The 9379-nt window shown below is 48.4% G+C and carries 14 protein-coding genes and 1 pseudogene; all 15 read left to right on the forward strand.

All coding sequences use genetic code 11. The features are described from left to right. Nucleotides 1-218 precede the first annotated feature (218 nt). The gene (locus H6G97_RS38605; protein ID WP_242055854.1) at nt 219-416 is read left to right on the forward strand and encodes an AraC family transcriptional regulator; all 198 of its coding nucleotides are present in this window, start codon (nt 219-221) and stop codon (nt 414-416) included. A 35-nt stretch (nt 417-451) separates the two neighbouring features. Continuing rightward, nucleotides 452-820, forward strand: coding sequence for a cupin domain-containing protein (locus H6G97_RS38610; protein ID WP_190945952.1), 369 nt, complete (start codon nt 452-454; stop codon nt 818-820). 189 nt (nt 821-1009) lie between these two features. Beyond that, complete coding sequence (locus H6G97_RS38615; protein ID WP_190945953.1) at nt 1010-1285, forward strand: UBP-type zinc finger domain-containing protein; 276 nt, start codon at nt 1010-1012, stop codon at nt 1283-1285. Between the two features lie 70 nt (nt 1286-1355). Beyond that, entirely contained in the window at nt 1356-2294 is a 939-nt protein-coding gene (locus tag H6G97_RS38620; RefSeq protein WP_190945954.1) for a DUF5996 family protein, read from the forward strand. Nucleotides 2295-2360: 66 nt separating this feature from the next. After that, complete coding sequence (locus H6G97_RS38625; RefSeq protein ID WP_190945955.1) at nt 2361-2738, forward strand: nuclear transport factor 2 family protein; 378 nt, start codon at nt 2361-2363, stop codon at nt 2736-2738. Nucleotides 2739-2890: 152 nt separating this feature from the next. Beyond that, nucleotides 2891-3769, forward strand: a complete 879-nt coding sequence (locus tag H6G97_RS38630) for a CPBP family glutamic-type intramembrane protease (RefSeq protein WP_338421936.1) — start codon at nt 2891-2893, stop codon at nt 3767-3769. Between the two features lie 52 nt (nt 3770-3821). Further along, the gene (locus tag H6G97_RS38635; protein ID WP_190945956.1) at nt 3822-4640 is read left to right on the forward strand and encodes an SDR family oxidoreductase; all 819 of its coding nucleotides are present in this window, start codon (nt 3822-3824) and stop codon (nt 4638-4640) included. Nucleotides 4641-4699: 59 nt separating this feature from the next. Beyond that, nucleotides 4700-5644, forward strand: a complete 945-nt coding sequence (locus H6G97_RS38640; protein WP_190945957.1) for a zinc-binding dehydrogenase — start codon at nt 4700-4702, stop codon at nt 5642-5644. A gap of 69 nt (nt 5645-5713) precedes the next feature. Next, complete coding sequence (locus tag H6G97_RS38645) at nt 5714-6091, forward strand: hypothetical protein (protein ID WP_190945958.1); 378 nt, start codon at nt 5714-5716, stop codon at nt 6089-6091. A gap of 299 nt (nt 6092-6390) precedes the next feature. Continuing rightward, nucleotides 6391-6570 (forward strand): annotated as a pseudogene (locus H6G97_RS38650) (DUF1348 family protein); the annotation flags it as partial. A gap of 52 nt (nt 6571-6622) precedes the next feature. Next, on the forward strand, nt 6623-7027 hold the full coding sequence (locus tag H6G97_RS38655; protein WP_199349942.1) for a DUF302 domain-containing protein: 405 nt from the start codon (nt 6623-6625) through the stop codon (nt 7025-7027). Between the two features lie 123 nt (nt 7028-7150). Then, nucleotides 7151-7516 carry a hypothetical protein gene (locus H6G97_RS38660; RefSeq protein ID WP_190945959.1) on the forward strand — a complete coding sequence of 122 codons (366 nt, stop codon included), beginning with the start codon at nt 7151-7153 and terminating at the stop codon, nt 7514-7516. A 201-nt stretch (nt 7517-7717) separates the two neighbouring features. Then, nucleotides 7718-8119: a RidA family protein gene (locus H6G97_RS38665; protein ID WP_190913592.1), complete on the forward strand. Its 402-nt coding sequence runs from the start codon at nt 7718-7720 to the stop codon at nt 8117-8119. Further along, nucleotides 8116-8739 carry an SgcJ/EcaC family oxidoreductase gene (locus H6G97_RS38670; protein ID WP_338421937.1) on the forward strand — a complete coding sequence of 208 codons (624 nt, stop codon included), beginning with the start codon at nt 8116-8118 and terminating at the stop codon, nt 8737-8739. Before H6G97_RS38665 ends, H6G97_RS38670 begins: the two co-directional genes overlap by 4 nt. Before the next feature lie 26 nt (nt 8740-8765). Further along, nucleotides 8766-9062 (forward strand): hypothetical protein, encoded by a 297-nt coding sequence (locus tag H6G97_RS51620; RefSeq protein WP_199349944.1) that lies wholly within the window; start codon nt 8766-8768, stop codon nt 9060-9062. Nucleotides 9063-9379: the final 317 nt, after the last annotated feature.

Here is a 9379-nt window from a genome sequence, read left to right on the forward strand (position 1 = left end):
GGAACTTCAGCTTCTTGCAACAACCCCTCCAGTGACCTCAGGTGGACACTAATACTTGAGGTTTCCTCTACGGAAGCAACAAGTAAAATAGGAGACAGCATTTTGAAAAAGATTAAATACTGTCTCTGTCTGAAGCGTTATTGATTCATCTGTTGCGCCATTATTCTTAGGTCGTACAAATTATCATGTCTGAGAATAGAAGCTTAACTTACAGCTAATTGCAGCAGGCGATCGATTACATTCATGCTCATCTGAATTGTGATTTATCCTTAGCCGAACTAGCAAATGTAGTTAACATCAGCCCGACTTACTTTGCAAGTTTGTTTAAGCGAACGATGGGGATTTCGCCCCATCAGTACGTGATTCAACGGCGCGTGGAACAGGCAAATTTCTCGTCCAAAATTCACAGATTCTGAACTTGCTCCGATTGTGTAATTGCAAACCTAAACGTATGCTGATCCAAAAACTAAACGACTGTGAAGAAATTATCGCTGGAGATGGAACTGTTCTGCGCGAACTGCTTCATCCTGACAAACAAGATATCAACTTGCGTTACAGTTTGGCGCATGCGATCTTGCCTGTTGGCGAAACTTCGATTCCCCATTCTCTAAAGACTTCTGAGGTTTATTACATCATTAGCGGTGTTGGCGAAATGTCGATCGACAGTGAAGTTCGTCGCATTGAACCAGGCGATGCGGTTTACATTCCTCCAAATGCAATCCAGTTCCTTCACAACTATGGCGACGAACCCATTGTTTTCGTTTGTCTAGTTGATCCAGCTTGGCGCAAAGAAGACGAAACGATTTATGCACCAGTCTGATTCATGCAAATCTCACTGTTAGGGGATTCAAATTCGCGTTACTGCAATTGTTCCGTGAATTTTGCACAAGCGGCAACGGGGTGATTCGGCGACTACGCTAAGGAGAAGGACGCGCCCCTAATTTCAGATTTCACATCAGCCTCAATCATTCTGTTCACCGTTGTCTTCTACCAGGGATACCAAAAAACTATGACCTGCGAACATCTCAACAATCTAACTGTGGAAAACCTGATTTCTAAAGCAGCTTATCCCGTATTTCGTTGTGAAGAGTGCATTAAAATAAATAGCCGCTGGGTACACCTCCGGATTTGCCAAACCTGTGGCAAAATGCTGTGCTGCAATTCCTCTAAGCATCAACATGCTCGCCGTCATTATGAAGCAACCAATCATGCAGTGGTTAGTTCGGCTGAATTGGGGGAGCAGTGGTTATGGTGTTTTGCAGATGAACAGGGAAAAGACTATTGATAGCGATTCTGATTTCATCTAGATTTCCTTCTCATTTCTTCAACATGTTCTCCTCATGTGGGTGATTTTCATGGCTGTTTCTAATCAAAGTACTCCCATTGACATCGTTTGGCCCAGTTTGCCCTTAGCAGCTTGGCAGGATACCTATGCAACTCTCCATCTATGGACGCAAATCATCGGTAAAATCCGGTTGGCACTGGCACCTAAACTCAATCACTGGTGGCAATCTACTCTTTATGTCACACCGCGTGGACTAACAACCGCTTCAATCCCTTGCGGAACTCGTAACTTTCAAATTAGCTTTGATTTTCTCGACCATCAACTACAAATCGACACTAGCGACGGCATTACTAAAAGAATTGCACTGGCTCCTCGCTCTGTGGCAGATTTTTACCAAATGGTGCTAACTACATTGAGCGACATCGGCATCGAAGTTCAAATCTGGACAATGCCGCAAGAAGTGTCAGAACCAATCCCGTTCGATCAGGACTATCAACACGCAGCTTATGATCCTGAATATGCACAACGGTTCTGGCGAATTCTTGTGCAAGTCGATCGGGTCATGACCTTATTCCGTTCTCAGTTTATTGGTAAATCCAGCCCTGTACATTTTTTTTGGGGCAGCTTTGATCTTGCTGTGACTCGTTTCTCTGGTCGTCGTGCGCCAGAACACCCAGGGGGAGTTCCGAATATGGCAGATTGGGTCACACGAGAAGCCTATTCACACGAAGTCAGTAGCTGTGGTTTTTGGCCAGGGGGTGGGTCAATGGTGGAGCCTGTTTTTTACGCTTATGCTTACCCTACGCCGTCAGGGTTCCATGATTACCCGATCCAACCCACAGAAGCTTTTTACAGCTCAGAGATGCAAGAGTTTATCCTACCCTATGAAGCCGTGAGACAAACTGACGATCCAGATGCAATGCTCCTTGCTTTTTTCCAAAGCACCTATGAAGCAGCAGCCAATTTAGGACATTGGGATCGAGTTGCGCTGGAGCATACTCAAAGTTGAGTGTTGGAACTTACTAAACTCCAAGTTGGCTAAAACAAAGACAACTTGAATAGAGGAAAAATTCAAATGTCAGACAAAAATAAAGCAATTTTAGAAGAGGCAAACGCGGCGATCGCCCAAGGCAACAATGAAGGATTCTTGTCGTTCTGCGCCGACGACATGGAATGGACATTTGTAGGTGACAAGACCCTTAAAGGAAAAGAAGCCGTTCGCCAATGGATGGCAATGACATACATAGAGCCGCCAAAGTTTAGGGTCGCTAACTTAATCGCTGAGGGTGATTTCGTCACGGCACTCGGCGACATCACCATGAAGGACGAAGACGGGAAGGCGGCTGATTACTCGTACTGCGACATCTGGCGCTTTCATGGCGGCAAGATTGTCGAATTAAGAGCTTTTGTCATCAAAACCGAGGTCAAGGATGAAACCAGCAGCGCGGCGTAAATCATCTGCAAAAGTCAGGATGTATTCTCATGAAAAACGCAACTTATGTGGAGGCTGCTCGGTGAGGTAGTCACCTCTGGTGGCGGTATCTTCTGGGGCTGGTAATCATCCTCTTTGCGTGGCTGGTTGTCGGCACCGTTGCCAGCTTACTCGTGGCGATCGCCATCGGCGGACAGGAGGGGTTTGCAGCGTTCAGGCAAGCGGATTACTCCACGCTCGGTTCTGTGGGCAGCTTCCTGGTGATCATGGCGGGTTTTCCGTGCTTCCTCGCAGGAACCCTAGCCACCGTCTCCCTCATCCACCGCCGCCCTCCCCTGACGCTGATCACGGCGCAGGAGAAGATAAGCTGGTATCGCGTCGGGCAGGGGTTCGTGGCGTGGTTCGTGCCATTCTGCCTAATCGGTGGGCTGGGACAGTACCTCTTCTACCCCGACACCTTTTCCTTTAACTCCGACCTGGCAGCGTTGGCGCTCTTCGTACCGATCGCACTGATCTTCACCGCCATCCAAACCACCACCGAGGAGCTTTTCTTCCGTGGATACATCGTGCAGGGTGCGAGCCTCATCTGGAGTAACCGTGTCTTTCTGGCGATCGTGCCAGCCGTGATCTTCACGCTGCCGCACCTTGGCAACCCGGAGGCGATAACTTCGTTAAGCTTTCCTTCTCTACGAGAGGCTGCGCCAACGGAACGCTGCGCGAACGCTAACGCGGGTGGCTGGCTGACGGTCTTTTCCAACTACTTCCTCGTTCCGGGTCTGTTGTGGACTGTGGTCTCGTTGATTGACGGAACCACTGAACTCGCCATCGGCGTACACTTCGTGAACAACATCGGCAGCATACTCCTGTTCAACATAACTGGAAGTGCCGTGACCACACCGGCTCTGTTCACAATCAGCGAGTATCACGCCACCTACGGGGCGCTATCAGTGCTGGTTGCAATACCCATGTTCCTGGCGATCGCCTACAAGGTGTTCAAACGCGACGAGGCATCCGAACCCGTTTTCCAGAGCCATCAGAAGGGTCGTCGGTGATCTCGTCAGTTTGTTGCTGAAGGTCAATCTTGATTGAAACAGGAGAAACAAAATGATACTGCAAGATAAAGTGGCGTTAGTTACAGGAGGCACATCGGGAATTGGCAGAGCAACCGCGTTAGCGTTCGCGCAGCGTTCCGTTGGCGCAGCCTCTCGTAGAGAAGGAAAGCTTAACGAAGTTATCGCATTCGGTGCTGCTGGAGCAAAGGTAGTATTCTCAGGCAGACGCGATGCAGAAGGAGAAAAAACTGCCAAACTAATCCGTGAAACAGGTGCTGAATGTTTATATGTCCATTCAGATGCCTCAAAAGAGGAAGATATCAAAGCGTTAGTGCTTCATACGGTTGCAACCTACGGGCGACTCGACTATGCCTTCAATAATGCAGGCAGTGACGGTTCTTTTAAGCCTCTGCATGAACAATTAATTGAAGATTTTGACAACCTGATGGCAATCAATGTTCGGGGACTGTTTTTGTGCATGAAGTACGAAATTCAGCAAATGCTGTCTCAAGGATCTGGTGTGATCGTGAACAATTCGTCAACGAGTGGTCTCGTTGCGTTTCCGGAGACTTCTCTTTATGTCGCCAGCAAACATGCAGTAATGGGGCTGACGAGATCGGGAGCTCTGGACTATGCCAAACAAGGTATTCGGATCAATGCCATCAATCCTGGTCCGATTGCGACTGACTTCATGGCTCGTGCCGCCGACCAGTGGAGTATCCCGTCCGATGAACTCGGGTCTATGGTTCCAATGGGTCGGATCGGCCAGGCAGCAGAAATTGCTCAAGCGGTGGTGTTTCTCTGCTCCGACGCTGCCAGCTACATCACTGGGCAACCCTTAGTGATCGATGGTGGATATACAGCAAGTTGATTGAAACAGTTCTATCTAGAACATGAAACTATAGCCCTCTATACACGAAGGATATGGCGATGCGTAGACTCGTGACTTCACCAGATGCCGTTGGCAACCTCACCTTTCAAGACACTGAATTTCCTACTCCGAAGGCTAACGAGTGCTTGATTCGCGTCAAAGCATTTTCGATGAATCGGGGCGAACTTAAGCGATCGCAAAATGATCCACTGGGCACTCCAATTGGCTGGGATATCGTTGGCGTTGTTGAACAAACAGCGCAAGACGGCAGTGGTCCACCTACAGGGACAGAAATTGTTGCCCTCTCCATCCGCTCGGAGGGCTGGGCAGAATATGTAGCAATTTCGACTCGCTTTCTAGCTATCATTCCCCAGGGCGTATCACATACCGATGCCGCTACACTGCCCGTCGCAGGGTTAACAGCACTGTATGCAGTGGAAAAGGGATCTCGTTTACTAGGAAGTCGGGTGCTGATCACAGGGGCAACAGGGAGAGTGGGACTCTTCGCCATGCAGCTTGCTCGGATGATGGGAGCCAGCGTCGTTGCCCAAATTCGTCAGCCAGCGCAAGAAGCATTTGTGGGAGATTACGGCGCGGATGAAGTGGTGGAGACCGAAACCGGGCGAGAAGCCGAGCAGTTCGCGCCTTATCGACTGATTGTCGATGGAGTAGGAGGTGAATTGGTCGGGAAGCTAACTGCGTTTTTGGCTCAAGGAGGCACCTGCGTTTGTTATGGCAGTAGCAGCGGCAACGAGATGAAGCTGTCCCTGGCAGACTTCTATTCCGAGAATGGAGGACAGCGCACGCTTTACGGGTTCACGCTGTACACCGAAGTAGAGCTGGAAAGTGCTAGTTCTGGGCTGGCTCGTCTGCTGAGGTTAGTTGAGCAGGGGCGGCTCAAAATGCATATTGATCGAGCAGTTTCGTGGCGTGAAGCAGACGTAACGTCGGCTGATTTGATCGGGCGCAGATTTTCAGGTAAGGCTGTGCTGTATGTGGACTAATTGTTGTTCATCGGCTGAGTCATGTCAGCCACCTAGGAATAGATTATCACTGAGCTTTATTTACAAAGAATGAAACGATTTACCTTGTTTACTTTCCTGTATCTGGCGCTGGGAGTTTGTCTAACGGCGATCGCGCTTGGAGACCCGAACCTGCCTTCGGGTCTCCAAAACAGCCTGTTCGGCAGTGCAGGAGTATCCTACCTTGTTTGTCTCTTCAGTACCTTCCCATTTTGGCGCGAGACGACGATCCGCTTCTATCGCAGACGGAATTCAGCCGTCATTTTACCCTGGTTGGGGATTGGAGTGAACATTATTGTGACGATCTGGGAGCTTCAGAGTCAGAACTGGACAATGGAAGCCATTTTACAAGCGTTTTCGCGGCTATTAGCCGTCTTAATACTTGCAGAAATCATTGTGATTACATGGCGAGTGAATTCTGAACATTAGGGTCTAAATCGGATGGCACTAAGTTAAGACACAGCCCTTGCCCAGAATGGGTTCCCAGCCTCCAGGCTGGGAACCCATTCTGGGAGGCTCTGAATACATTCCCAGTCTTAAGGCTGGGAACGAGACTAAGCAAGCCTTTGGGCTTTTCTTAGTGCCATTCGATTCTGCGCCGTTTCACCTTTAAATGGATCGTAATACAAACTACTTTCAGGTAATTACCTGCTATGAACAGCCACACACCAAGCGCTAGGGACATTATCGAATGGCATGATGATTCCGGCAACTAGTTTCGCTCTTACGGCAATGAGAATTGGGAGTTTGACGAACATGGATTCATGCGATGGCGTATTGCCAGCATCAACGACCTGCCAATTCACCAAAGCGATTCTCCGAAGGAGACGCTACGCGATCGCAAATTCTACTGGATACTGGGTCGTCGTCCTGACGAGCATTCAGGATTGTCAGACCTCAATCTTTGAAAAGCCCAACGACCATATCACCCAGTTTTTATTCTACAAGAAGTCCACTGCTATGAATACAAACAAGGGCATCATTAGCCAGCTCACTCAATATTCAGTGCCTGTAACCATTGATCGATTAGAAGCTGTCCTTCAAGTAAAAGGCATCACCATTTTTGCCCGCATTGATCAACAGGCTGAAGCCGAAAAAGTCGGACTAAGCCTGTGTCCTACACAGTTGTTGCTGTTTGGCAACCCGAAAGCCGGAACTTCCCTCATGGTGGCAGAACCAACGATCGCCCTGGATTTACCCCTGAAACTACTGGCATGGCAAGCGACTGACGGCAAGGTGTGGGTGAGTTACAACGATCCTAATTACTTAAAACAGCGATTTTCTCTCTCGGATGAGTTGGTGAAAAATATCGCTATCATTGCACCTTTAATCAATGAAGCACTTAGTTTCGTCGATCACAAATAAGTTGCAGAATTAGCACGCGATGGCGCAAAGCGCCCGCCCAAAAGGCGATCGCACCTTGGCGTTTTTGAAACACTATTTTAGCAGCAATCGAGTAATATCAAACTCATTAATTTTACAACACTCATGAAAACATTTGCGTTCCTCCTGGCTCTGCCAATCAGTATCTTAGCTAATTTTTCCTTAAGAGCTTCTGCTGATTCTACTGCTGGCATCATCCTGAGTACAAAATGCCAGGGTGGGTACAACATCAATATTTGGCAGAATTATACGAACGGTGAACTGCTTTATCGCGCAACCAGTGCCAACGGTAATTTAAGTTTGGGTAAAGGAACTAGCCAAGCAACAGAAGGTGTTCGAGTGTATAAGTTTCGGAATGGAATTTATGAATATTGGGTATGGGATGGCACGTTGGATAACCCGCAGTCTGGAACTTTAGAGGTGTATAAAAACAACCGTATCTTGATGAAGCAAGCTTGTAGAAAAAGTTGAATCAATAGCACGGGTATGAATGGCACTAAGTTAAGACACAGCCCTTGCCCTGAATGGTTCCCAGCCTGGAAACTGGGAACCCATTCTGGGAAGCTCTGCCTCCTCTTTCTTGACGAGAGGCAGGGTCTAAATCGGATGATGCCGAAACAAACTCGTTTCAGCAACGCGAGATAGAGTCAAACGTACTACATGAGGAACACCATGAATAAGCCCAAGTTTTTTGTTACCCCTGGTTATGGGGAATATCTGTTAAATCAATTGCATTACTCGCAAGCGGTAAAAATTGACAATCGAGTGGAGATATCAGGGCAAGGCGGCTGGGATGACAATCTGCAAATTACCGAATCGCTTGCAGACGAGATTGCTCAGGCGTTCCGGAACGTCGAGCGAACCTTGGCGACGGCTGGTGCGGGTTGGGAGCATGTGGTTCACGTTAATTCTTACCATGTTGGCGGGTTCCCCCCGGAGGTTAACGAAGTGATGTCCAAGCTATTTCGTCATTATATGCCGAACCACGCTCCAATCTGGACACAGGTAGGAGTCGCGGTGCTTGGACTACCCACGATGCGGATTGAAATTCGCGTGACTGCAATTGTTCCGTGAGTTTTGCAAGCGTTAATAACACAATTTATGCTGCTCGAAAACTGCTCTATCACTTAAAAGGAGAACTCAAGACTGTGAATTCACAAACAGCTCAAACCACCACTAATGCTGACGAGTCGGCAATCCGTGCTTTCCTTCACCAGATGATTGATGCTTGGAATCGAGGTAGCGGGGAAGGCTTTGCTGCCCCGTTCAGCAAAACTGCGGATTTCCTCACGTTCGAGGGCACACATCTCAAGGGTCGAAAAGAAATCGCTGCATTTCATCAGCAAGCGTTCGACACAGTTATCAAAGGAACACGCCTGGAGGGTGAGGTGAATTTTGTCCGCTTCGTGAACTCGCAACTCGCGCTCATGCACGTAGTTATCAGGGTAATACTGCCCGGACAACGCGAAACTTCACCGTCACGAGATTCGCTGCCGCTATTCGTCGTAACGAAATGCGACGAAGGTTGGCAGATCGAAGGGTTGCTCAATACCCGGAAGTTAACGCTAGAACGTCAATTCTTCTTAGACGACTTTGACTCCCTGAGTGCAGAGGCTCAACGTCAAGTGACCGACCTCGTTGCGGGTCTCAAAGCGAGTGGAGTAATCACTCCGACGCAAATTGATGCGAAATAAAACCAATCTCCATCAGGAGGACAATCATGAAACTTCAACTCATTTTCGGAGTACTAATGATCGCTACAGGATTGCTCGGAGGTTCACTCACTTATCCCGCGATAGCGAAGCGCTGCTGCGTTCACCCTTGGCGTCTCCCCTTGGGAGAAGCGCAGATCGCACACCGCATTCCTCCACAACAAACCTCCCCCATTCTGATCGCCACTGCCTACACCGAAAGATTCTTTCAACCAAAATCACAACCACAATCGCAATCACAATTCTGTTCGGCGTACTCCTACTGTTCAATTTTCCATCCCTGGCTCAAGTCAGTTCACAAGTGATTCCCAGAATCGAAGTGATCGAAAGTTCTGAAGGGATTCCACCCAGTTACCGTTTAGTCATTAGCCGATCTCAGGACAATGTTTATGTCTTCTGTCCGACTGATTTCGAGCCACAGTTGGACTATCTGCGAAATGTGAAGGCGATTCAATGTAAGCCGTTTACCAGTCCCTAGAACACCGATTCAGTAATCAGAATTAAGTAGAAGACTGCTCAGTAGTGTTAGTAAAAATTTTGGCAAGGACATGAAGATTATGGACGACTGCGGTACGGCGGAGGTCAAATAGATTTTTGCGAGTACCAATGTAACGAGCTTGAT

It is taken from the genome of Nostoc flagelliforme FACHB-838, from assembly GCF_014698065.1.
GTDB lineage: Bacteria > Cyanobacteriota > Cyanobacteriia > Cyanobacteriales > Nostocaceae > Nostoc > Nostoc flagelliforme_B.

What these genes read in the sequence shown, in the direction of transcription:
- H6G97_RS38610 (WP_190945952.1), top strand. Translation starts at nt 452, where the DNA reads ATGCTGATCCAAAAACTAAACGACTGTGAAGAAATTATCGCTGGAGAT.
- H6G97_RS38615 (WP_190945953.1), top strand. Translation starts at nt 1,010, where the DNA reads ATGACCTGCGAACATCTCAACAATCTAACTGTGGAAAACCTGATTTCT.
- H6G97_RS38620 (WP_190945954.1), top strand. Translation starts at nt 1,356, where the DNA reads ATGGCTGTTTCTAATCAAAGTACTCCCATTGACATCGTTTGGCCCAGT.
- H6G97_RS38625 (WP_190945955.1), top strand. Translation starts at nt 2,361, where the DNA reads ATGTCAGACAAAAATAAAGCAATTTTAGAAGAGGCAAACGCGGCGATC.
- H6G97_RS38635 (WP_190945956.1), top strand. Translation starts at nt 3,822, where the DNA reads ATGATACTGCAAGATAAAGTGGCGTTAGTTACAGGAGGCACATCGGGA.
- H6G97_RS38640 (WP_190945957.1), top strand. Translation starts at nt 4,700, where the DNA reads ATGCGTAGACTCGTGACTTCACCAGATGCCGTTGGCAACCTCACCTTT.
- H6G97_RS38645 (WP_190945958.1), top strand. Translation starts at nt 5,714, where the DNA reads ATGAAACGATTTACCTTGTTTACTTTCCTGTATCTGGCGCTGGGAGTT.
- H6G97_RS38655 (WP_199349942.1), top strand. Translation starts at nt 6,623, where the DNA reads ATGAATACAAACAAGGGCATCATTAGCCAGCTCACTCAATATTCAGTG.
- H6G97_RS38660 (WP_190945959.1), top strand. Translation starts at nt 7,151, where the DNA reads ATGAAAACATTTGCGTTCCTCCTGGCTCTGCCAATCAGTATCTTAGCT.
- H6G97_RS38665 (WP_190913592.1), top strand. Translation starts at nt 7,718, where the DNA reads ATGAATAAGCCCAAGTTTTTTGTTACCCCTGGTTATGGGGAATATCTG.
- H6G97_RS51620 (WP_199349944.1), top strand. Translation starts at nt 8,766, where the DNA reads ATGAAACTTCAACTCATTTTCGGAGTACTAATGATCGCTACAGGATTG.